We start from the raw sequence: 22116 nt of genomic DNA on the forward strand, positions 1-22116 counted from the left end.
ACGACAACGAGTGGACCCCCGACGCCGACGTGCTCGGATCGCTGCTGGACCTTTTCGAATAGGATCCGTGCCAATCAATAACGCATTTCGGGCAGCTTTCGGGCTGCCCGTTCTTTTTGCTTTGTTGCTCCCCTTTCGGCTTCTTTGCGCCACTATAATAGAATATTTGTTCGTTATTCATCGGCGAAAGGAAGTTGGCACCTTGCAAAATCGGAGCAGCAAAACGTATGTATGCATCGACTTGAAAAGCTTCTACGCCTCGGTCGAATGCGCCGAACGGGGGCTCGACCCCGATAAGGCGCTGCTCGTCGTGGTCGACCCCGCGCGCTCCGAAAAAACCATCTGCCTTGCGATATCGCCCGCCATGAAAAAGCTCGGCGTGCGCAACTGGTGCCGCGTTTTCGAGATTCCCGAAGGCATCAAATACTTCAAGGCGAAGCCGCGCATGCGACTCAACATGGAGCGCTCCGCCCAAATTTGCGGCATCTATTTGCGGCACGTATCCCCCGCCGACATCTACCCTATTTAGTTGACGAGTGCTTTATCGACGCAACGCCTTATTTGGCGCTCGAGAAGAAACCCGCACGCGAATGGGCGGCAGAACTCATAGAAGCCGTGAAGGCGGAAACCGGCATAACGGCCACAGCGGGCATTGGCGAAAACTTCTTCCTAGCAAAGGTAGCGCTCGACGTGCACGCCAAGAAGAGCCCCGATTTTATTGGGGAACTCACCGAATCATCGTTTCGCGAAACCATGTGGCACCACGAGCCCATCACCGATATTTGGAATATCGGTCCCGGCATTGCGGCACGGCTTGCCAAGCATGGGGCCCACACGCTCTACGACGTAACGCGTCTTCCGGAAGAGGTGCTCTACCACGAATTCGGAGTGAACGCCGAATTTCTCATCGACCACGCATGGGGCCAAGAGCCTTGCACCATCGAAGAAATCAAAGCATGGAAGCCTGTCGGGAAATCTATAGCCAACGGGCAGGTGCCTGAACGCGACTACTCGTTCGAAGATGCTCGCACCGTGCTGCGAGAGATGGTCGAATCAAGCGTACTCGATATGATCGAGAAGGGTCTGGCGGCTCGCCGCGTGTCGCTGCACGTGGGCTATGCGAAAGCCCGTGGCGCCACTGCAACCGGTAGCTTCATCCACACCCAAACGCAAGCCGAACTGAAACACGCTTACGACGATGCGAGATCCAATGGAAACCAGAGCCATCGGCCGCGTCGCAATGCGAACGGGGATGAGCACATCTTCGTCGGAGAGCACGGCAGACGAATCGTCGGACCGGGCGCGCGCAACAGCGGCTACCACGAAGTCACGGGCGGCTCGCACACGCTCGACGCCGCGACGAACTCGTTTCATCTTCTATTCGACGCCGCCGCCCAGCTCTTTGATGCCCATGTCGACCCCGCTCGTTCAGTGCGACGCATCATGCTGGGCTTTTCCGAAATCGTCGATGCGAAAGGCTGCCAAATGAGCCTTTTCTGCGAGTCCGAAGAGGAACAGCGCGAACGAAACTTGCAAGAAACCATGCTTGCCGTGCAATCGAAATTCGGCAAGAACTCCGTGCTCTTCGGCACGAGTTTCAAAAAGGACGCGACGATGCGAAAACGCAATTTGCAAATTGGAGGTCACAATGCCGGCTGAATGGGACGCATATCTCGAACGCATGGGTGCCGCGAAAACGCAAAACACCCGCGAGCACGAAGCGCGCGCCTATCCCGAGCGAGCGCGCCAATTCATGCCATTTTCGGCGCTGCGGGGCTACGAGGAAATGCTCGCCGAAGTAGAACGAAACGCCATCGCGGAAGAAGAGCGCTTTACGGAAGCGTACCGCGACGACCTTCCGTAAAAGAAGAATCGCCCATCGAAGGCTCGCCCACCCCCTTTGTCGGCTGCTCCCCGAGTTTTTGTACGAAAATGACGTTTTGTTGCGAAGGAATTGTGTACGACTCCCCAAAAATCGCGCAACTGTGGATTTACTCGGGTTGAAATATGTCTGATTGGGATATTTTCGGGACAGACAAGCCAACTTTTCGCCCAACATCACATCTTCTTCATAACTTATCGTCAATCTCGTACAAAAGTGAGATTGGGGGAGACGGGCGTGGCAGCTGCTGCATTCCGACGCTCCTCATGCGCCTCTTGCCGCTTCGCGCCCGTCAGCTCTCGCCGACACCTCTTTCGCCCCGCGCGCCCCGAGCCCGCGGCATCCCTTCCGCACCCGTGCGATTTGCCGTCGTTCCCGACAGCCCGCCGTCGTCCCTGTCGCCTCACCGCATCGCGCGTCTGCCCCCGCACGCCGGCGTTCCCGGCGGCTCGTCCCTCGCCGCCCGCCCCACTTTCTCCCACACCCACACAATCCCCCCACATCGTGCCACTTCGCTACACCGCCCATATCTTGGGCTCTTTTTCTTTTCAGCCCAATATCTTGCGCCGCCCGCTCGACCAAGGGGGAATGGTGCAGCTCAGAGTGCCTAAAATGAGCATCGAATCCCATGAAATGATTGAAAAGTGGGGGATTGTGGGATAGAATGCAATGCATTGGAAGCCACTGCAGGGTTTCGAAGGGAAAAGATGACGGACGATGCCATACAGATCGAGGAGGTAGCCGAAGAGAGCACACCGCGTCGCGATGTGGTCCTCAACGGTGAATACCGCTTCAAGGTCGACGGCAAAGGCCGCGTGTCGCTCCCCGCGAAATTCCGCAAGGTGCTTTCAACCCAGCTCGTCGTTGCCAGGGATTTGGATAACGAATGCCTTTACGTGTTCGAGACTCCCGATTTCGAGGCATGGATCACCAAGCTGTTCGATTCGTACGTCGAGAAGAAGCATCCCACCAAGCGCGAGTGCCGGCACATCATGCTGAAGCTCAAGTCGCTTGCGAAGGACGTGGAGGTCGACAAGACCGGCCGCATTATGCTTCCCGCCGATGCGCGCGAGAAGTGCGGCATCGACAAGGACGTCGTCGTTATCGGCAACACCGGTCGATTCGAGATCTGGGACGCGAAGCGTTACGACGAAGTGATCGACGACACCGACATCTCAATGTTGCTCGACCTTGCGGAGTAAGACGTGAGCGAAATGACAAGCGAATATCGGCACACACCGGTCCTGCTCGCCGAGTGCCTCGAACAATTAACACTACAAACACAGCACACGTTCGTGGACGCCACGCTCGGCGGAGCAGGGCATTCCTTCGAAGTCGCGAAGCGGCTTGGGCGCGAGGGAACGCTCATCGGCATCGATCAAGACGAAGTGGCGCTCGCCGCCGCTCGCAAGAAGCTTGAATCGCTGCCGGAGCAAACCCGACCCGCGCTCGAATTGCTTCACGGCAACTTCGGGGAACTCGATGGACTTCTCACCTCTGCCGAGGTGCCCGGAATCGACGCTATCCTGTTCGATCTCGGTGTTTCCTCCGTGCAGATCGATACGCCGTCACGCGGCTTCTCCTTCAAGGAGGAAGCCCCCCTTGACATGCGGATGGATCCGAGTACACAAACTCAAACCGCAGCAGAGATCGTCAACACCTACAACGCAGCAGATCTCACTCGGATAATCCGCGCCTATTCAGACGAGAAGTGGGCATCGAGGATCGCCGACTTCATCGTGCGCGAGCGCGAGAAGGAGCCGTTCGAGACAAGCGGGCAGCTGGTAGAGGTCATCAAGGCTGCGATTCCCGCCTCGGCCAGGCGCGCAGGCGGGCACCCCGCGAAACGAACGTTCCAGGCTCTTCGGATAGAAGTCAACTCGGAGCTGGATGTACTGCGTCGAGGTTTGGACGCCGCCATCCGCTGGCTGAATCCGAAAGGCAGGATAGCCGTCATCAGCTATCACTCGCTGGAGGATCGCATCGTGAAGGATACGTTCGCTTCGATGGTGAACCGGTGCACTTGCCCGCCGGACCTGCCGGTCTGCGTATGCGGGAAAGAGCCGATACTCAAGATTGTCACGCGGAAGCCAATCCTTCCGACGCCTGGGGAAATCGAGAGCAATCCTCGGGCGCGCAGCGCGAAGTTACGTGTCGTGCAGAAGCTTTAACCGAATAGCGAATCCACGTCGCCCCTTCGGGGGCGTCGTTGCCTGAAATGCCGATTGAAACGAAAGAAAGGGGTGGGGCATGAGCGCTGTTCCCGCATATTCGCGTACCGCAGAGCGCGTGCCTGAGCGCTATCCTGCGCGTCCCCGCATCTCTGTCGTACCTGGCGGAAAAACTCAAGTCGAAACGCTTTCCCCGGCAATCGTCACGCTCGCCAAGGCAGTGGCTATTGTACTCGTGGCGCTTGCCGTTGTGGCGTTTGCCCGTATCGCGTTGACTGCGGCAGCCGTCAACGTTGAAGTTGAGTCCAAAAGCTATGACAGCCTTATCGATACGGCGCGCTCCGAAGGTAGCTCGCTCGAAGTGGCGCAGAGCAGCCTTTCCAACCCTTCGCGCATCAAGGCCGAGGCAACCGCCCTTGGCATGTCGGCTCCCGAGTCGAGCAGCAAAATCATAATGCCCGAGGACATCGTGGTGACCGACGGCTCGGGCAACATCTCGCTTTCCCAGAGTCTGGCCGCTGCGGCGCGGAGCTAGCGCGGGCATGGCCGACCGGAGACAAGACGCGCGTGATGGGGATTATCCCCGCAGGCGCACACAGGGGAAAACGAATACCTCGTCCAGGGAAGGGCGCTCGTCGCGAACCCACTTGCAGGGCAGGGGATCGTCCCGCCCGAGCGGGCGCTCCCATCGCGGGGCCTCCTCGTCGCGAACCTCGCGCAGCGGGCGTAACGAACGCGCTTCTCGAACCGAACGAACCGGTCATGATGAGCGCGCCTCGCGTACCGAACGCACCTCGCGGAGCAATCGAGATGAACGCACTTCGCGGAGCTCGCAAGGCGAACGCACTTCTCGCACCGAGCGAAGCAATCGCGCCGAACGCCCGTCGCGCCCCGAACGCACCCCGCGCGAATCGAACTCTCCCCGTGCCACCCACGAACCGCGCGCCTCGCGCACCGAACGTGGCGGGCGCCCTTCGCGCGCGAACGCCTCTGCGCAGAGCGTCATCTCGAGCGTCGTCGGCACGGTCGGCGGCGCCATCAATCGCATCAATGGAAGCAGCGCAGCCGCGAGGGTGGACTCGAACCGCCCCTTCGTTCTTTTGCTCGTCTTCGTCGCAATCGCTGCAATCTTCTTTTTGCGTTTAGGGTATCTCCAGGTCATCGAAGCGAGCCATTATTCGGTAATGGCCGAGGAGGCGCGCACGATCTCGTTCACCACAACACCCCATCGCGGGACGATCTATGATCGCAATGGCACGGTGCTCGCGAAGAGCGTCGACGCGACGACGATTTACGCAAATCCCGCCGAGGTCACGGATGCGGCGGCGGAAGCGCAGGCCATCGCCAACGTGATCGGAGGCGACGCGGCGACCTATCAAGAGCTGCTCTCGAAGGAATCCACCACGTTCGTTTACGTGAAGCGCCAGGCGGACGTCGATGCAGCGGCCGAGGTGAAAAAGCTTGCCCTCGACGGCATCTATTTCATCGCGGACACGCGTCGCGAGTATCCTTGCGGGCAAATTGGAGGCCAGGTCATCGGCTACTGCAACGTCGACGGCGAAGGCATCACGGGTCTTGAGCTGCAGTACAACGATATCCTCTCGGGTACGCCGGGCACCTACACGGCCGAGCGCGGGGAGGGCGGTCTTCCCATCCCCGGTGGCGTGAAGGAGGAAACGCCCGCGGTCGACGGCCAAGACATCATGATCTCGCTCGATATCGAGCTGCAGGAATATGTGGAAGATCGCGTCGCGCAGGCCGCTGAGGACATGACCGCAGGTGGCGGGTCTTCGGTCGTAATGGACGCGGGCACGGGCGAAATCTATGCCATCGCGTCTCTCCCTTATATGGATCCCTCGGATATGACGAACTCGAAATCCGGTTCTGACCAGGTCAAGGCGATTACCCAAGCGTTCGAGCCGGGCTCGGTGTTCAAGACGGTGTCGGCGACGACCATCTTGGAAGAGGGCGCGATGTCGCCTGAGGACACGCTCTATTGCCCTGCGGTCATCGAGGCTGACGGCTATAAAGTCTCCGACGCGCACGAGCGCTCCGACCAGACCTTCTCCTTCCGTCAGATCCTCGACCAGTCCTCCAACGTCGGCATCTCGCTTTCGGTGCAGAAGATGACCGACGGGTTTACCAAGCTCTACGAGCATATTCAGAAGTACAACCTTTGCGAGAAGACGGGCGTCGATTACCCAGGCGAGGCGTCGGGCACGCTCCAGCCGCTCGAGAACTGGGCGACGATCACGGGATGGAACGTGAGCTTCGGCCAGGGCGTTGCGGTGACGCCGCTTCAGCTTGTGCGCTTCTACGGCGCGCTGGCAAACGACGGGGTCGAGGTGACGCCGCACTTCCTGGTGAGCAAGCCGCAAACCGGCGAGGTGCCTACCTACGACACCGAGGACGTCATCGAGAACAAGGCCGCGATACCGACCATCACCGATATGCTGAAATCGGTAGTAACCGATGGTACGGGCAAGAATGCCCAGATAGAAGGCTATTCCGTGGCAGGCAAAACCTCCACTGCGGAAATCGCTGAGGGCGGTGTGTACCGCCAGGGCGTCTACAACCTGTGCTTCGAGGGCTTTTTGCCCGACTCGTCGAGCCAATTAGTTTGTTTTGTGGGACTCAGCGAGGTGCCGAGTCAGGGAAACGTGTCGAATGTATTTAAGGATATAATGGCCTTTGCCATCGATCGATATAAGATACAGCCGGAGTGAGGTAGACAACATGGCCAAAACGTGTGCGGATTTATTCGAAGGCTTCAATTGCACCATTCTCGGCAATCCATCTGAAGAGGTTTCCGGCATCGCTTATCGCTCCGATCGTGTGCAGCCCGGCGATGCCTTCTTCTGCATTGTGGGGCTTGCCGTGGACGGCCATTCCTTCGCTCAGGACGCGATCGATCGCGGCGCGAAGGTTCTCATCGTGGAGCGCAAGCTCTATCTGGCCGACGCGACCGACGTGACCGAGGTCGTCGTTGCCGATTCGCGCAAGGCGCTCGCCTATGCCGCAGCGCAGTTCTACGACAATCCTTCCCGTGCCTTCTCGCTTGTCGGCGTTACGGGAACGAACGGCAAGACGACCACGACCTATCTCGTCGAGCACATCGCTCGCATGGCGGGGAAGAAGACGGGCGTCATCGGCACCGTTGGAACGACCATCGGCGACGTGCACGAGAAGTCCGAGCACACCACTCCCGAGTCGAGCGACTTGCAGCATCTCTTTGCTCGCATGCGCGATGCGAAATGCGATTGCGTGGCCATGGAAGTGAGCTCCCATGCGCTCGATTTGTGCCGCACGTGGGACACTCGTTTCGCTGTGACGGCGTTCACCAACCTGACGCAGGACCACCTCGATTACCATCACACCTTCGAGGCGTACTTCGAGGCGAAGGCGTTGCTTTTTTCGCATGACTATCCGGCGCGCCGCGTCATCTGCATCGACGACAAATGGGGCGTCGAGCTCGATCGCCGCTGCACGGAGGCGGGTGACATGGTGGTGACGACTGGCTTCGATGAGTCGGCGGCGATCCATCCCGTGAAGGTTGACTACGGCGCGGCGAGAACCGATGTCGTGCTGTCTGTCCGCGGCGAGGAAATCGCGTTCTCCTATCCGCTTGTCGGGCGCTTCAACGTGTCCAACATCATGACGGCGTTCGGCGTCGGCCTTATGCTGGGCATTCCCGCGTCTGACATCGCGAAGTCGCTCGAAGATGCCGCTCCGGTGCCTGGTCGCCTCGAGCGCGTGCGCACGCCGCATGACGGCGGTGTGTCGGTCTATGTCGACTACGCGCACACGCCCGACGCGCTCGAGAAGGCGCTTGGCTCCATCATGGCGCTCGGCCATGGCCGTACGATCGTCGTCTTCGGGTGCGGTGGGAATCGCGACGCGGGGAAGCGCCCGCTTATGGGCAGGAAAGCCCTTGCCGCGGATTACGCCATCGTCACGAGCGATAATCCGCGCCACGAGAACCCCGATGCCATCATCGCCGACATCGTTGCCGGTATGGGCGATTCGCAGGGCAAGTATGAAGTCGTGCCCGATCGCCGCAGTGCGATCCGTCGCGCGATCGAGCTTGCCGATGCCGACACGTCGATCCTTATCGCCGGCAAGGGGCATGAGGACTATCAGCTCGTAGGCGATGAGGTCTTGTCCTTTGACGATCGCATCGTCGCACGCGAAGAGCTTGAGCGTCGCTTTGCCGGCGCCGCAGCGGAGGCGAAGTAGCTTTGCATCTTACCGTTACCGAAATCGCAGAGGCGGTCTCTGCGCGCATCGTCGTGGCCGCATGCCCTGAAACCGGGGTTACCTCTATCACGTGGGATTCCCGCACGGTCGAGGCGGGGTCGCTGTACGTGGCGATAGCGGGCGAGCGAGTCGATGGGCACGATTTCGCCCTCGATGCCGTTTCCGCGGGCGCGCGTTGCGTCCTTATCACGCACTCCCTTCCCGACGAGGCTATCGCCCGCGCGCAGGAGCTCGGTGCGGCGATTCTCCTTGTGAAAGACGCGCAGGAGGCCATCACCGATCTTGCTCGCGTATGGCGTGGGCGCCTGTGCGGCCGTGTCGTTGGGCTTACGGGTTCAAATGGCAAGACGACCACGAAAAACCTTGTGCGCGACGTGCTTGCCTGCGCGGGCAGCGTCACGGCAACGCGCGGCAACCAGAACAACGAGCTCGGCGTGCCGAACACGCTGCTCTCAGCCGACGCCGACACGCAAAACGTCGTGGTCGAGATGGGCATGCGCGGGCTTGGGCAAATCGAGTCGCTGTGCTCCTTCGTGCGCCCTGAGTGGGGAATCGTCACGCAGGTCGGCGAAAGCCATATCGAGCTGCTCGGCAGTCGCGAGAATATCGCTCGCGCCAAATCCGAGCTCATCGCGGCGCTTCCCGAAGGCGGCATCGCATTTTTGAACGGTGTCGATGACATGTCCGATTTCGTATGGGAAAACGCTCGCGGTGCCGAGAGAGGCGTGCGTGCGGTTTGCTTCGACGGTTCGGGGGAGTATTGCGAGGAGAAAGCAAGCGGATGGCGCGCGGGCCGTGCGGTTTGGGCGACGGACATCTTGCTCGACGATGCGGGGTGCGCGTCGTTTACCCTCGTCGCGCGTGGGTTCTCCGAAGGCGCCGAACATGAGAGCGCACTGTGCTCGCTTGCGCTTTCCGGCTTGCACAACGTGCACAATGCGTGTGCCGCGGCTGCCGTGGGTCTTGCTGCGGGGTTGTCCCTCAAGGTTATCGTCGAGGCACTTGGCGCTGCCAAGCCCGAATCCGGGCGCCAGGAAATGCTTAAGGCGCGAGACGGGTTCACGGTTGTGAACGACGCCTACAACGCGAACCCCGACTCCATGCGCGCGGCGCTCAGCACATTCGCCGCGATGCGTGTGGATGGATCTCGCATCGCTGTACTTGGGGACATGGGCGAGCTGGGCGATTTCGGCCCGGCAGGACACCGCGAGATGGGCTCCCTTGTCGCCGAACTCGGTATCGACTGGCTTGTGAGCGTGGGAGATTTAGGGTCTCTTATCGCCGGGGCCGCCGAAGCGGGCGGGATGTCCGCCGAGCGTGTTTTCCGTGCCGTCGGGGCGGCGGACGCGCTTGAAATTGTCAGGAAGCTTGTCGAACCCGGAGATGCGGTGCTTGTGAAAGCTTCGCATTCCGTTGGTCTCGAAAGGGTCGTTGAAGGATTGGTCGGCTGATGTTCAACATATTCTCGCAATATCCCACGTTCGTTGTATTCCTTGCCGTCGTGCTTGCCATCGTGATCACGATGGCCCTCATGCCGGCGTTCATCCGTGCGCTTCGTTCGTACCATATCGGCCAGCAGGTTCGCGCGGACGGCCCCGAAAGCCACCTCGTGAAGCAGGGAACGCCTACGATGGGCGGGCTTATCATGCTGATCGCGGTTGTGGTCACGGTGCTGCTCATCGGCATGCCCTCGCCTGAGACCTTCGCGCTTGTCATTGCGACGGTGCTCGCCGGTGCGCTCGGTCTTGCCGACGACGGTGAGAAGGTCGTGAAGGAGCGCTCGCTCGGACTCACTCCGAAGGCGAAGCTCATCGGCCAGTTCCTTATCGCGACGGTCTTTTGCCTCGTCGCGGTTAATTTCCTCGGCATCGAGCCCACGGTCGATATCCCGTTTATCGTGGATCTCGATTTTGGCATCCTGACCACGCAGATCGGCGGCTTCTTCATCCCGTGGCTCTACCTTATCTTTGTGAACATCCTGCTTGTGGGCATGTGCAATGCGGTGAACCTGACCGATGGCCTCGATGGCTTGGCGGCGGGCACGGTCATGATCGTCATGATTGTCATGGCGGCCATCGCCTACCGCACCGACGCGCTTGACTCCGCCATCGTGGCGGCCGCGCTCGCTGGCGCATGCGTCGGCTTTTTGTGGTTCAACTCTTACCCAGCAGATATTTTCATGGGAGACACCGGCTCGCTCGCACTTGGCATGGCACTTGGGTGCCTGGCTGTGCTCACCAAGACCGAGTTCGTCTCGATCATCATCGGCGGCCTGTTCGTCGCCGAGGCGCTGTCGGTCATGATCCAGGTGTTCTACTACAAAAAGACGCATAAGCGCATCTTCCTCATGGCGCCTTTGCACCATCACTTCGAGAAGAAGGGTTGGAGCGAGACGAAGGTTGTCGTGCGCTTCTGGATCGTCTCGGGCGTTTTGGCGGCAATCGGCTTCTCGATTTACTTCGCCGAGTCCCTTGTGGCGGTGGCGTAAGGCATGCATCTTGGCTCGAAAGGAGCGTTTATGCTGATAGAAGGAAAGAAATTCGCGCCCGAGCATCTGGGGCGCGTCCTTATTTTGGGCCTTGGTAAAAGTGGGCATGCCGCGCTCGACTACCTCTTGCCGCTCATGGGTACGCGCGTTTCCGCACTTGCGGTGGCGGCGGGTGGCGACACTCCGGCCGCTCGCGCCGATGCCGAACGTGCGAAGGCGGCGGGCGCTGCGGTCGAGTTCGGAAACGATGCGGTCGCGCCTCTTATGCAGGCCGTCGGCGGCTCGTTCGATCTGTGCATCGCAAGCCCCGGGATCCCTGAAATCTCCGACTTCTTCCAATCTGCGAAGGCGGCTAGTGCCGAGCTTATAAGCGAAGTCGAGTTTGCCTGGCGCGAATCTGCCGAGGAGAGCACGTGGGTCGCTATCACGGGCACGAACGGCAAGACCACGACCACCTCGCTCGCTGCCCATCTTCTTGCGGATGCAGGATTGGCGGCCCATGCGGTCGGCAACATCGGCGACGCGTGCATCGCTCGTGTGGCTGCGGGCGATACCGACGTGTACGTGGCTGAAGTGTCGTCTTTCCAGCTCGAATCGACATCGCGCTTCGCTCCGAACGTCGCGGTGCTTTTAAACATCACGCCCGATCACGTCGAGTGGCACGGAACGCTTGAGGCATATGCTCAGGCGAAGTGGAAGGTTGCGGCGAATCTCGCGCAAACCCCGAACGCTACCGCCGTTCTCTGCGCGACCGACGACGCCGTTCGCGCGCGCATCCGCGAGTTGCGCGCCATGACACAGGAAGAGCGCGGCTTCGATTACGTTCCTGTTGGGACGAAAGACGGCATCGCGGGCGACATGCGCGCTCGCTGCGGTTCGGACAATGCTGCGTTCGTCGCTTCCGACGGCGTGCTCACGGTGGCGCTTCGCGGCGAGGATCATCGCCTCTGCGCGGAGTCGGAACTCCAGATCAAGGGTGCGCACAACACCGAGAACGCCCTCGTTGCGGCGTCTTGCGCTCTTGCGCTCGGTGTTGCCGACGACCGCGTTGCGGCCTCGCTTCGCTCCTTCGCGCCGCTTGAGCACCGTATCGAGCCGTGCGGAAGCGTTTCTGGCGTTGCCTGCTACAACGACTCTAAGGCGACCAATGTCGACGCAACGCTCAAGGCGTTTTCGGCATTCGGTGCGACGCGCCCGATCGTGCTGCTCGGCGGCCATGACAAGGGAACCGATCTCGCCCCGCTCGTTCGCGCAGCCCGCGAGCACGCAAAGGCGGTCGTGATTTTCGGTGAGGCGCGCGAACGCTTCCTCGCCGCTTTCGGTGGCGAAATTTCGGGGGAGGGCGGCGCGCTTGCCGTCATCGCTGCAAACCACATGGAAGACGCGCTCGACGCAGGCCTTGCGGCAGCGGTGCCGGGGGATGTGCTCCTGCTTTCCCCTGCTTGCTCCTCGTTCGACGAGTTTACCTGCTACGAGCAGCGCGGCGATATCTTCAAGGAACTTGTCGCTGCACGTGCGGCATGTGCATAGCGGGGTAGTCTCGCATGTCCAATCGCCAGCGTTCGCGAAACGCCATACCCGCCTCGATTCACGGGCCGCGCATCGGCTTTCTGCTTTGCGTGCTCGCGCTCGTGCTCATCGGGTTCGTGATGGTGTATTCGGCGGGGTCCATTTCGAATATCAACAATGGGGTTGATGCGCTGAAAAGCCTCACCGACCAGGTGATGTATGCCGCTTTCGGTGCGCTTGTCGCGTTTGCGATCTACCGTTTCGTGCCCGTGTCGTTTTGGAGGACCAAATGGCTATGGGCTGCCTTGGTGCTGCTCGTCGTCGTCATTTTGCTGACGGCGCTCGTAGGCGTTGACAACTACGGAGCTAAACGCTGGCTGCGCGTTGGGCCTGCGACGATCCAAGTCTCCGAGTTTGCGAAGATCGTGTTCGTTCTCGTTTCCGCACGTATCTACACCGATTTTATTGCGGGCGAGATCAGCGGGAAACGCTGTCTTGCCGGCTTTTTCTTACTCGTGCTCGTGCCGCTTGCAATTATCTATAAAACGCAGTCCGACCTGGGCACGACGATGATTTGCATCGTCGCGATCATCGCCGTGCTGTGGTACGGTGAGCTCCCGATCGGCTTTATCGCCGCCATCCTCGCCGTCATCGTCGTCTTTGGCCTCTACGCCATGTTCGGCACGGGCTACCGCGCAGACCGCTGGTCGTTTCTCAACCCATGGGACGACGGCCAGGGCGGCTACGGCAGCGGCTACAACATCATGCACTCGTATTTCGCCTTCTCGGAGGGCGGCATCTTCGGCGTTGGTCTCGGCAACGGGCATGAGAAGTATCAATATCTTTTCGCGAGCGACAGCGACTTCGTGTTCGCGGTCATCGGCGAGGAGCTCGGCATGGTCGGCTGCCTTGCCGTCATCGCGCTGTTCTTGGGAATTCTCTACACGGGAACGCTCATCGCGCGTTCGGCTCGTGACGAATTCGCCACGATGGTGGCAGGCGGGCTTACCATCGCCCTCGTGTTCCAGGCATTTCTGAACATTGCGTGTGCGATCGGCGTGTTTCCCACGACAGGCAAGCCCCTGCCTTTTATCTCGTCGGGCGGCTCATCTGTCTTGGCGTCGCTCATCATGGTGGGGCTTATCCTGTCCGTCTCGCGCGACGCGGCATCCTCCGACGAGTTCGATCGGCGCCGCTCGAGCCTGCGCGTCGTCAGGCGCGAGGACGGCGGCGACGCTTGGTCGGCGGAAAGCGCCGAGGCGGGCTCTCGCCGGGGATCGCGGGATCGCTCGTCTCTCGATGGCCGCTCGCAAAGGAGCACGTCGGCTCATAGGGATTCGCGGACGGCTGCAGGGCGGTCGTCTTATCGAAGGAGGTAGTCATATGCTCGTCGTGTTGTCGGGCGGGGGAACCGCCGGTCACATCAATCCCGCGCTTGCGCTTGCCGAGGTGCTTGAGGAGCGGGGAGTGGAAGTGCGCTTCGCGGGCACGCCACGCGGAGTCGAGTCGCGCCTTGTCCCCGAAGCGGGCATTGCGTTTCAGCCCTTCGAAGCGTCCGGATTCAATCGCAAGCACCCGCTTTCACTGGTGAAGGCGCTCAAGCTCATCTCGCACTCGACGAAAGAGGCGAAGCGCTGGTTTACCGAAATCAAGCCGAGTGTCGTTGTCGGATTCGGCGGATACGTGTCCATCCCTGTCGCACGCGCGGCCGAGCAGATGGGCATTCCTGTGGTTGTCCACGAACAGAATTCCGTCATGGGTCTTGCCAACAAGGAACTCTCCAAGAAGGCGCGCGCGGTCTGTTTGACCTACGAATGCGCGAAGGAGGGCGTCGCCATGCCCGCTTCCACGAAGGTCTGCGTGACGGGCAACCCGGTGCGCAAGAAGGTGCTTCTCGCCACGCGCGAGGAAGGGCGCCAGATGCTCGGGATTCCCGAAGACGCGCTTATGCTGCTCGTTTTCGGCGGCAGTTTGGGAGCACGCCAGCTCAATGAGGGCATCGCTGCGCTCAAGTCTCAGCTGCTCGCGCGGGAGAATCTCCACGTGGTGCATATTACGGGGCCGAAAGAACTCGAGCGCACGACTGCCGAACTTGCACTGACCGAGGAAGAAGCGAAGCGCTGGCATGTCATGGGGTATCAGAACCGCATGGGCGAGACGCTTGCCGCAACCGACGCCATCGTGTCGCGTGCGGGCGCAACCTCGCTTGCGGAGATTTCGGCGCGCGCCATTCCCGCGCTTCTCGTTCCCTATCCGCATGCGACGGCCGATCACCAGACGACCAACGCCCGCGCTTATGTTGCGGCGGGCTGTGCGGAGATGATTCCCGACGCCGAAGTGGGCACGGACAAGTTCGCGCAACTCGTCTTCTCGCTTGTCGACGACGCGGATCTTCGCGCGCGGATGACTGCGGCAGCTCGTGAGCAGAAGACTGCCGATGCGGCGGCGAAATTGGCTGATGTTGTGATGGGCGCCGCGAGTTCGGCGAGCCATGGACTACAATAGATACTTTGGAATAACGGGAAACCAACGGGTGGGATCGATCACTATGAGCACTGAACGTTTGCATTTCATCGGCGTCGGCGGCGTGGGCATGAGCGGAATCGCACATGTGGCGCATGACCAGGGAATGGTCGTCACCGGCTCCGATATCAAGGAGAGCCGCTACACCAAGCAGCTGAAAAGCTACGGCATCCCCGTGGCCATCGGCCAGGCCGCTGAGAACGTGCCTGAAGGCGACGACGTCACCGTCGTTATCTCGACGGCGATCCTCGACAACAACCCCGAGCTCGAGGAAGCGCGCCGACGCGACCTCAACATCATTCACCGTGCTCAGATGCTCGCGCGCTTAGGCGAGCGCCTCGACACGCTCGCGGTTGCGGGCACGCACGGCAAGACCACCACGTCCTCCATGCTCGCAAGCACGCTTGACGGCATGGGGCTCGACCCGACGTTCCTCATCGGCGGCATCGTCCGTTCCTACGGGACCAATGCGCATTCTGGCACGGGGAAGTACTACGTGGTGGAGGCCGACGAGTCCGACAAGTCGTTCACGTTCCTCTCTCCCGCGGGCGTCATCGTCACCAACATCGAGGCCGACCACCTCGATCACTATAAGGATTTAGGCGAGATCTTCGAGAAGTTCAAGCAGTTCATGGCATCTGTCCCCGAAGAGGGTCCGGTCGTCGTGTGCGGAGAGGAAGGGGAACTTGTTTCCGCAGCTCGCGAGGTTCATCCCCGTGCGATCACATACGGCTTGAAAGAGGATTGCGACGCGCGCGTCGTGGCTTTCGGCCCGCATGGGGTGGGTTCCTCCTTCACGCTCGAGCTTCCCGACGGCACGCGCGTCGAGGGCAAGGTCAAGCAGAATCCCGGCCTGCATAACGTGCTTAACGCTGCGGCGGTGCTCACGCTTATCTGGGCGCTCGGGCTTAACGTGGAGAAGGCGGCATGCGTTCTCGGCGATTTCGCCGGCGTACGCCGTCGCTTCGACTTGGTGGGCGAGGCTTGTGGCGTTACCGTCGTCGACGACTACGCGCACCATCCCACTGAGATCGCCGCGACCATTGCCGCTGCGAAGACACTCGATTTCAAGCGCGTTCACGTGCTCTTTCAGCCGCATCGCTATTCGCGCGCCCCGCTGTTCACCGAGGTGCTCCATGACGAGTTCGGCGCGGCGTTCGACAAGGCGGATACGGTGACCTTCATGGACGTCTATCCCGCAGGCGAGGCTCCGGTTCCCGGCGTGTCGGGAAAGACGTTCTTGAACGTCGTGCTCGACCACGAGGGGCATCCTGCGGCGAGCTACGTTCCTCGTCGCTTGGACGTCGTGCCCCACATGGCTGCCCTGGCGAAGCCGGGCGATCTGGTCATCACGATGGGCGCGGGCGACGTCACGGCGATCGGGCCGCAGCTTGTCGAGGCACTCGGCGCGGCGGACGCGGGCATGGAGGGATAACGCATGGTCGCACGTCACGCCTCGCCGCTCGAGGCGCTGCTTGTCGACGAGCGCTTCGACGGGGAAATCACCCCGCACGAACCCATGTCGCGCCACACCACCTACCATATCGGCGGGCCGGCTCGCTACTTCGTTCGCGTCCACTCCGTGAGCGCCCTTTCGCGCGTTCTCGAGGCATGCAAGGCCATGGGCGAGAAATGGTATATCGTCGGGCGGGGATCGAACCTGCTCGTCGCCGATGAAGGGGTCGACGGCGCGGTCATCGTGCTTGGGCGAGACTTCCGCAGCATGCGCTTCGACAGCGAGAAATCGCGCCTGATGCTCGGTGCGGGCGTCCCGCTTTCCTCTGCTGTGCAAGAGGCCTTCCGCCGCTCGCTTGCGGGCCTTGAGTTCGCAGTGGGCACACCGGGGTCTGTCGGCGGTGCCCTGCGGATGAACGCCGGTTCCCGCGACGAATGGCTCGGCGCCCGGGTGGAGAGTGTCACCTCGTTTTCGGTCGAAGGGGGCCTTGTGCGCCGCCTCGGCAGCGAGATCGAGTGGGGATATCGCTGCTCGTCGTTTTCGCCCGATGAGGTTCTCGTCGAGTGCGAGCTCAACATGGAACCCGCCGACCCCTTCTACATCAGGGGGAAGATGGAGGCCTCGCTCAAGCGGCGCAAGGCGACCCAACCGCTGCAGCAGCCTTCATGCGGGAGCGTTTTCAAGAATCCCGAAGGCGCTTCTGTGGGTGATTTGATCGAGCGCGCAGGGCTTAAGGGGGTCGCCGTCGGTGGTGCGCAGATCTCGGACGTTCATGCGAACTTCATTGTGAACACGGGCAACGCGACCGCTCGTGATGTATTGTCATTGATCGAACTCGTTCAGGGGAAGGTACTGGAAGCTTATGGCATCGCGCTCAAGCCGGAAGTCAAGCTCCTCGGCTTCGAATAGGCGTCCCCGAAACGCGCAGCCTTCGCGTGCGCGGACTTCCGCGCGCCCGCAGTCGTCGCGCACGCCGAGCGTGGGCTCGTTCCAGTCCGTCCAAGGCGGGCGCGCTCCCCGCTCTCGCGAGTTCAACGCGCGTCCCTCCCAGGTCGATTCGACGCGGTATCGTTCGCGAAGCGTCGGCGATATCGAACGGGCGAGCCGCGCTGAGCGCGTACGGGCAAGCTACCATCGCCACCTCGTGAAACTTGCTGCCATCCTTGGGGTGATCGCGGTTCTAGCTGCCGGCGTCGCGGTTTTGTACTTCTCGAACGTCTTTTCGATCGACGAGGTCAAAGTCGAGGGCGTCGAGCATCTCACCCAATCCGATCTGCAGGCGCTCGTGTCGGTGCCCGAGGGAGAGACGCTGCTGCGCGTCGATACGAAAGCGATCGAGGACAGCCTTTTGCGCGATGCGTGGGTGAAAAGCGTCTCATGCAATCGCGTGTTCCCCCATACGCTGCAAATCGTCGTCACCGAGCGCACGGTTGCGGCAATCGTGGAAGTTCCCACGTCGGACGCGAAATCGACCCAGCCGTGGGCGATCTCTTCGGACGGGATGTGGCTGATGGCCATTCCCGATCAGAACACGCAGCTTGGCCAGTCGCTCAACCAGCGCATTTACGACGATGTGCAAAATGTGCTCCATATCACCGATGTGCCCTACGGGACCTCGGCGGAAACGGGCACGAAGTGCACCGACGAGAACGTGAACAACGCGCTTGCCATCGTATCGGGCATGACGACCGATCTTGCCAACCAAGTGAAAAGCGTGTCCGCCACCGATGCGGAGTCCACGAAGCTCACGCTCGAGAGCGGTGTCGAGATCGCGTTCGGCCCTGCGCAAAACATTCGCGAGAAGGAACGCGTGTGCCTGCAGATTCTCAACGACAACCCGGGCAAGGTCGCCTACATCAATGTGCGCGTGGTCGATCGGCCGACGTGGCGGTCCCTGTAAATCCACCCAATAGTGGCACTTTCATGGACTCGGCGGCAGGCCAACCCCCGCGCAATTTGCAATCGGGGAGTCATCGTGTACAATAACGCAGGTAAAACTGCACCCACAGTGGGAAACGCAGCATTTTAATCGCAGCAGGTGTGGAGGATATAATGCCAAACACAATAGGTTCCGAGCATTTGGCGGTCATCAAGGTCGTCGGCGTAGGCGGCGGCGGTACCAATGCCGTGAACCGCATGGTTGAAGCGGGCGTGAAAGGCGTCGAATTCATCGCCGTCAATACCGATCGCCAGGCTTTGCTCATGTCGGACGCTGATAAGACGATCCACATCGGCGACGAGCTCACACGTGGACTCGGTGCTGGCGCGAACCCCGAAGTGGGTTGCCAAGCAGCTGAAGAGTCTCGCGCGGAAATCCGCGAGGCGCTCGCCGAGGCTGACATGGTCTTTGTTACCGCAGGTGAAGGTGGCGGCACGGGTACAGGCGCCGCTCCCATCATCGCGGAGATCGCGCGCGAGGAAATCGGCGCGCTGACCGTCGGCATCGTGACCAAGCCGTTCTCCTTCGAGGGTCGTCTGCGTCGCAACCAGGCCGATCAGGGCATCGATCTGCTCTCCCAGAAGGTCGACACGCTCATCGTCATCCCGAATGACCGTTTGCTCGAGATCGTCGACAAGAAGACGAGCATGCTCGACGCGTTCCGTATCGCCGACGATACCCTGCGCCAGGGCATTCAGGGCGTTACCGATCTCATCACCATTCCAGGCCTCATCAACCTCGACTTCGCAGACATCCGCACGGTCATGAAGGACGCGGGAACGGCCATGATGGGCATCGGCATCGCAACGGGCGAGAACCGCGCGCTCGACGCCGCCCAGCAGGCCACCAATTCCAACCTCCTCGAGGCTTCCATCGCGGGTGCTTCCCGCGTGCTGTTCTCCATTGCCGGTGGCCCCGACCTCACGTTGACCGAGGTCGACGAGGCTGCGCGCACCGTCGAGGCATGCGCCGACGAGAACGCGAACATCATTTACGGCCAGATCATCGACGAGTCGATGGGCGATCAGGTTCGCATCACCGTTATCGCCACCGGCTTCAAGATGAACGCTCCGCAGCAGTCTTCGCTCGACTTCTCGCGCAAGGACCTGTTCGCGTCGACGGACCCGACTCCTGCGCCGAGCAGCGCTCCGGTCACCTTCTCGACCACGCCGAGCGCAGGCCGCTTCGCTGACGAGGATTACATTCCCGATTTCTTGAAGCGTCAGCGCTAAGGAGGTAATCGGCTATGGTGGCATCTAGCCTGCCGTTGCCGCACCTCGCTGCCCGAACAATCGATTCGATCCCGCTATTTACCGACGACGCGTTGTATGACGCGTCGTCGGTTCGTATTGCCTTCACGGGCCGAGCGGGGGGCGCAAGCGAGGGCGACTATGCAAGCCTCAATCTAGGAACCCACGTAGGCGACGATCGCAGCGTCGTCCTTGAAAACCGGCGCACGCTCCTTCGCGCATTCGACCAGGCGAATCTTCCGCTTATCGTGCCAAACCAGGTTCACGGCGTAAACCTGGTGGACGTCGATGCGACAGACTCCGACGCGCTGTGCAGCGCTCAGACGGTTGCGGATGCGGGCGCCGACGGCCTCCTCTTATCTTGTGCCGGAGTCGCCGCTCTTCTTTGCTTCGCCGATTGTGTGCCAGTGATTATCGTGTCCCCATCAGGGCGTACAGCGGTGGTTCACGCTGGCTGGCGCGGTGCGGTGGCGCGCATCGCCTCTGCGGCATGCAAGCGCCTTGCCGCCCTCGACGAGCGCGAGTTCGGGGAAGAGGCCCCCGCGGTCGCTGCATTCAACGCCTATATCGGTCCGCATATCTGCGCGTCGTGTTTCGAAACGGGGCCCGATGTGGCGCAACGCTTTGCCGATGAGTTCGGGGCCGATTGCGTACCCGATGCACGCCACGTCGATCTGGAGAAGGCGCTTATCCTCGACTTCGAATCGGCGGGCGTTTCGCGGAATCGCATCGCCTCGGCGCACGCGTGCACGAAGTGCGAGCCCGACAGGTTCTTTTCGTATCGTGCATCGGGCGGCACGTGCGGCCGTCACGGTGCACTTGCTTTTCGCGTGAGATAAGGAGTGGCGGCAATGGGTATAGCCGAACGTTATGAAAAGGTTGAAGCTGAGCTTGCGCGGGAATGCGTTCTCGCTGGCAGGGACCCCAAGGAAGTGCGGCTCGTTGCGGTGTCCAAGACGGTTGGCATCGATGGCGTGGGACAGGCGTATGCAGCGGGCGCGCGGGATTTCGGTGAGAACCGCCCCGATCAGATCGTTCCCAAATCCCAAGCGTTTCCCGACGCACGGTGGCACTTCATCGGCAACATCCAGTCGCGCCGCATTCGCGATATCGTCGATTCCGCATCGCTGATCCACTCCGTTTACCAGGAGAAGCACGCGCGCAAGATCGAAGAGGTCGCGCGCGAGAAGGGCCTCGTCCAAGATATTCTCATCGAGGTGAACGTCTCCGGAGAGGAAAGCAAGAGCGGCGTTTCCCCCGAAGAGGCGCGCGCTCTTGTCGATGTCTGCGAAACGCTTCCCAACGTCTGTGTGCGCGGGTTCATGACGATGGCTCCGCAGGGCGATTTGGAAACCGCTTCCCGCTGCTTTGAGGGCTTAGCGGAGCTTGCGAAAGAGATCCGCTCTTCTCTTCCCGCGAAAAGCGCGGAAGCGTTCGATGAACTTTCTATGGGCATGAGCGAAGACTGGCGAGAGGCGGTTCGTGCGGGCGCTACCATAGTTCGCATTGGACGGGCGATTTTCAGCGACGCATTCTAGGGTCGCCTCCTTCCACCCTGACGTGCGTTTCCGGCACGCAACGCGGCTTGTAAACGATGCACGACAACCCACAACTGGAGCTGCCAGGAAGAAAGGAAACGGAGTTAAGACATGTTGGACGAACTCAAATCGAAACTCGGTTTCGGCGGCGATGCCGCGCGCGGTCGCTCGAACGACCGTTACGACGACTACGATGACTACGGCGACTACGAGGACGATTACTCCGAATATGCCGAGTATGCAGACGATTATGCTGACGATTCGGGAAACGATTACGATCCCTATGCGCCGGTGACCACACGCAGCGCCCGTTCGAATTCGACCATCTCGAACCTGGTGTCCATAAATGACGTGCGTGCCCATGCGCGCGGAGAGGGCTCTTCGAGCACCACTTCTACAAGCGCAAGACGCATGACGACGGCGCATACCCCGTATCGCGGTGAGCGTACCACGGTCGACAGCTCGCTGCCTCCGACGATGACGCCTGAGGGTTCGGCGGCAGTTGCGGCGGCAGCATCGCGCCCGACGCGCTCCGAGGGCCTGAACTCGCTGTTCGAGCCGACGGCGAGCGAGGCGAAACCTGCCGGCAAGCATGCGGCGACCACGCCTTCGAGCTCCCATATGGGCGTCACCTCTGGCGCAACGAGTGCTTCTGCCGCTGGTTCTCTTGGCGCGTTCACGCGTCAGCCCGCATCGTCGAGCGCTGCGGCAGCAATCGGGGAGTCGACGCAGAGGGCCGCGTCATCGGCGGCGACTGCCTCCTACGATCCCCAGTCGGCTTATGCACAGGCGCAGGGCGCCCGCTATGTGGCGAAACGCTCGTGCACGGTGCTGAAACCTGCAAGCTACGGCGAGGTCGAGAGAATCGCCCGGGCGCTCAAGGGCGGCGACGCGGTTATCCTTGCGCTTCGCAATACCCCGGACTCGCTTTCCAAACGCATTCTCGATTTCTCCTTCGGCGTATCGAGCGCGCTCGATGCCGGAGTGGAGTGCATCGGGGACAAGGTCTTCGCGATCACGAAAGGCGACGCCTTAACCGACGCAGAGAAGCTTGCCCTCCGAAACCAGGGAGTGCTGTAACGTGGTAAACAAATCGCGCATGA

20 protein-coding genes are annotated in these 22116 nt (G+C 61.1%); all 20 read left to right on the top strand.

All coding sequences use genetic code 11. The annotated features are described in order from the left end of the window. The first annotated feature begins 202 nt into the window (after positions 1–202). The 20 genes from Q0G85_RS07040 to Q0G85_RS07135 all read left to right on the top strand — a co-directional run bounded on the left by Q0G85_RS07040 (position 203) and on the right by Q0G85_RS07135 (position 22093). On the top strand, positions 203–529 hold the full coding sequence (locus tag Q0G85_RS07040; RefSeq protein ID WP_297156104.1) for a hypothetical protein: 327 nt from the start codon (positions 203–205) through the stop codon (positions 527–529). Continuing rightward, positions 478–1659, top strand: coding sequence for a DNA repair protein (locus tag Q0G85_RS07045; RefSeq protein WP_297156105.1), 1182 nt, complete (start codon positions 478–480; stop codon positions 1657–1659). Before Q0G85_RS07040 ends, Q0G85_RS07045 begins: the two co-directional genes overlap by 52 nt. Continuing rightward, positions 1649–1864: a hypothetical protein gene (locus Q0G85_RS07050; RefSeq protein WP_297156107.1), complete on the top strand. Its 216-nt coding sequence runs from the start codon at positions 1649–1651 to the stop codon at positions 1862–1864. The genes Q0G85_RS07045 and Q0G85_RS07050 overlap by 11 nt, the downstream gene beginning before the upstream one ends. A 725-nt stretch (positions 1865–2589) precedes the next feature. Beyond that, positions 2590–3084, top strand: coding sequence for a division/cell wall cluster transcriptional repressor MraZ (locus Q0G85_RS07055; protein WP_297156109.1), 495 nt, complete (start codon positions 2590–2592; stop codon positions 3082–3084). Between the two features lie 12 nt (positions 3085–3096). Then, positions 3097–4053: a 16S rRNA (cytosine(1402)-N(4))-methyltransferase RsmH gene (gene rsmH / locus Q0G85_RS07060; protein WP_297156152.1), complete on the top strand. Its 957-nt coding sequence runs from the start codon at positions 3097–3099 to the stop codon at positions 4051–4053. 79 nt (positions 4054–4132) lie between these two features. Beyond that, on the top strand, positions 4133–4588 hold the full coding sequence (locus Q0G85_RS07065; protein WP_297156111.1) for a cell division protein FtsL: 456 nt from the start codon (positions 4133–4135) through the stop codon (positions 4586–4588). Positions 4589–5126: 538 nt separating this feature from the next. Next, the gene (locus Q0G85_RS07070; protein ID WP_297156113.1) at positions 5127–6779 is read left to right on the top strand and encodes a penicillin-binding protein 2; all 1653 of its coding nucleotides are present in this window, start codon (positions 5127–5129) and stop codon (positions 6777–6779) included. 10 nt (positions 6780–6789) lie between these two features. Continuing rightward, positions 6790–8289, top strand: coding sequence for a UDP-N-acetylmuramoyl-L-alanyl-D-glutamate--2,6-diaminopimelate ligase (locus Q0G85_RS07075; protein WP_297156114.1), 1500 nt, complete (start codon positions 6790–6792; stop codon positions 8287–8289). Between the two features lie 2 nt (positions 8290–8291). After that, entirely contained in the window at positions 8292–9761 is a 1470-nt protein-coding gene (murF, locus tag Q0G85_RS07080) for a UDP-N-acetylmuramoyl-tripeptide--D-alanyl-D-alanine ligase (protein ID WP_297156115.1), read from the top strand. Beyond that, entirely contained in the window at positions 9761–10798 is a 1038-nt protein-coding gene (gene mraY / locus Q0G85_RS07085) for a phospho-N-acetylmuramoyl-pentapeptide-transferase (protein WP_297156117.1), read from the top strand. The genes murF and mraY overlap by 1 nt, the downstream gene beginning before the upstream one ends. Before the next feature lie 30 nt (positions 10799–10828). Then, positions 10829–12328 (top strand): UDP-N-acetylmuramoyl-L-alanine--D-glutamate ligase, encoded by a 1500-nt coding sequence (murD, locus tag Q0G85_RS07090; protein WP_297156119.1) that lies wholly within the window; start codon positions 10829–10831, stop codon positions 12326–12328. A gap of 14 nt (positions 12329–12342) precedes the next feature. Further along, positions 12343–13686, top strand: coding sequence for an FtsW/RodA/SpoVE family cell cycle protein (locus Q0G85_RS07095; protein WP_297156121.1), 1344 nt, complete (start codon positions 12343–12345; stop codon positions 13684–13686). 4 nt (positions 13687–13690) lie between these two features. Further along, positions 13691–14812, top strand: a complete 1122-nt coding sequence (murG, locus tag Q0G85_RS07100; protein ID WP_297156123.1) for an undecaprenyldiphospho-muramoylpentapeptide beta-N-acetylglucosaminyltransferase — start codon at positions 13691–13693, stop codon at positions 14810–14812. A gap of 43 nt (positions 14813–14855) precedes the next feature. Next, positions 14856–16265, top strand: a complete 1410-nt coding sequence (gene murC / locus Q0G85_RS07105; protein ID WP_297156124.1) for a UDP-N-acetylmuramate--L-alanine ligase — start codon at positions 14856–14858, stop codon at positions 16263–16265. 3 nt (positions 16266–16268) lie between these two features. Next, complete coding sequence (gene murB / locus Q0G85_RS07110; RefSeq protein ID WP_297156126.1) at positions 16269–17195, top strand: UDP-N-acetylmuramate dehydrogenase; 927 nt, start codon at positions 16269–16271, stop codon at positions 17193–17195. A 235-nt stretch (positions 17196–17430) separates the two neighbouring features. Beyond that, positions 17431–18186 (top strand): cell division protein FtsQ/DivIB, encoded by a 756-nt coding sequence (locus Q0G85_RS07115; protein ID WP_297156128.1) that lies wholly within the window; start codon positions 17431–17433, stop codon positions 18184–18186. A gap of 152 nt (positions 18187–18338) precedes the next feature. Next, a complete protein-coding gene (gene ftsZ, locus Q0G85_RS07120) occupies positions 18339–19457 on the top strand; it encodes a cell division protein FtsZ (RefSeq protein ID WP_297156130.1) in 1119 nt (372 codons plus the stop codon). Positions 19458–19471: 14 nt separating this feature from the next. Further along, positions 19472–20314 (top strand): polyphenol oxidase family protein, encoded by an 843-nt coding sequence (locus Q0G85_RS07125; RefSeq protein ID WP_297156132.1) that lies wholly within the window; start codon positions 19472–19474, stop codon positions 20312–20314. Between the two features lie 12 nt (positions 20315–20326). After that, complete coding sequence (locus Q0G85_RS07130) at positions 20327–21013, top strand: YggS family pyridoxal phosphate-dependent enzyme (protein ID WP_297156134.1); 687 nt, start codon at positions 20327–20329, stop codon at positions 21011–21013. A 111-nt stretch (positions 21014–21124) separates the two neighbouring features. Continuing rightward, entirely contained in the window at positions 21125–22093 is a 969-nt protein-coding gene (locus Q0G85_RS07135; RefSeq protein WP_297156136.1) for a cell division protein SepF, read from the top strand. Positions 22094–22116: the final 23 nt, after the last annotated feature.

Origin of the sequence: uncultured Ellagibacter sp. (assembly GCF_934617235.1) — a bacterium.
In the GTDB taxonomy this organism is placed as follows: domain Bacteria; phylum Actinomycetota; class Coriobacteriia; order Coriobacteriales; family Eggerthellaceae; genus Ellagibacter.